Below are 852 nucleotides of genomic sequence, written 5' to 3'. Positions count from 1 at the left end.
ACAATAACCTGACTATCGGGAGTCAGACCAATGCTTTGCATTAAATCGTTTAAATTTTCTTTACTCGGAGCAAGGCCGGGCACCGGCGGACCCGCCTGGGTTAAATTAGGGCTTACCAGTACTGCACCGGGGATATGAGCGCTTAGGTAGCGATCTTCTTTTCCAAGGTCGACGATGATCAGCTTTTCAGAGGAGTCTTCATTATTTAATAGTGCGAGTAATTGAGGCGCTTCAATTAACAGATCTGACATTTGTTAGTTCTCATTGCTTCAAATGATGATCGGCGGATCATACCAGATGACAAAGTTTGGGACTAACTATTCTTCACCCTTTGATGCTTGACGATTCGCTTGATGCTGTAAGGAAGTAGTGACTGCGCTGCATAGGTATTTGAATTGTTTATAGTGAGCGTCGGTGAGTGTTTGGTTGTCAGTGTTATCTGCGAAGAAAAGGGCAACCGGTTTTTTGCCAACAAATACCGACATTAAGAAAAACTCTTTTGAGTCGGTGGCGCCCTTGAAATTCATGGGAATCAGGTCGAGTATCTTCTTGTCACTAGAGGGTTTCACCCAAATACTGGCTGGGCGAGAGCATAATTTCTCAAAAATAGTATTCTTGATTATTTTGCTTTCAAAATCCTTAAGTTCAGGGTGATCTTGGCACCCGACTGAATAATAGTTTTTAAAGCGGCTGCGGTCTTTGCTTATCAGACCCACGCATGCTCGTTCTAACTCAATGCCGTAGGCAATGCCTTGGGTCGCGGCATTCATCAGCTCATGTAGGTCGGTAAACTCCTGCGGGCGATGAGCCATGATATGTGTTAGCTCAGTATATAAGGGGTTCCGTGAAAGC

Annotated in this window: 2 protein-coding genes; both read right to left on the bottom strand. The window is 44.6% G+C overall.

Translation table 11 applies throughout. The features are described 5' to 3' along the window. On the bottom strand, positions 1-251 hold a 251-nt coding region (locus A3761_RS03890; protein WP_255374913.1), incomplete at its 3' end, for a rhodanese-like domain-containing protein. Between the two features lie 66 nt (positions 252-317). Next, a partial coding sequence (locus A3761_RS03885; protein ID WP_231881149.1) for a hypothetical protein occupies positions 318-852 on the bottom strand: 535 nt, incomplete at its 5' end.

The organism is Oleiphilus sp. HI0123 (genome assembly GCF_001635315.1).
This window is presented reverse-complemented; position numbering and strand designations above follow the sequence as displayed.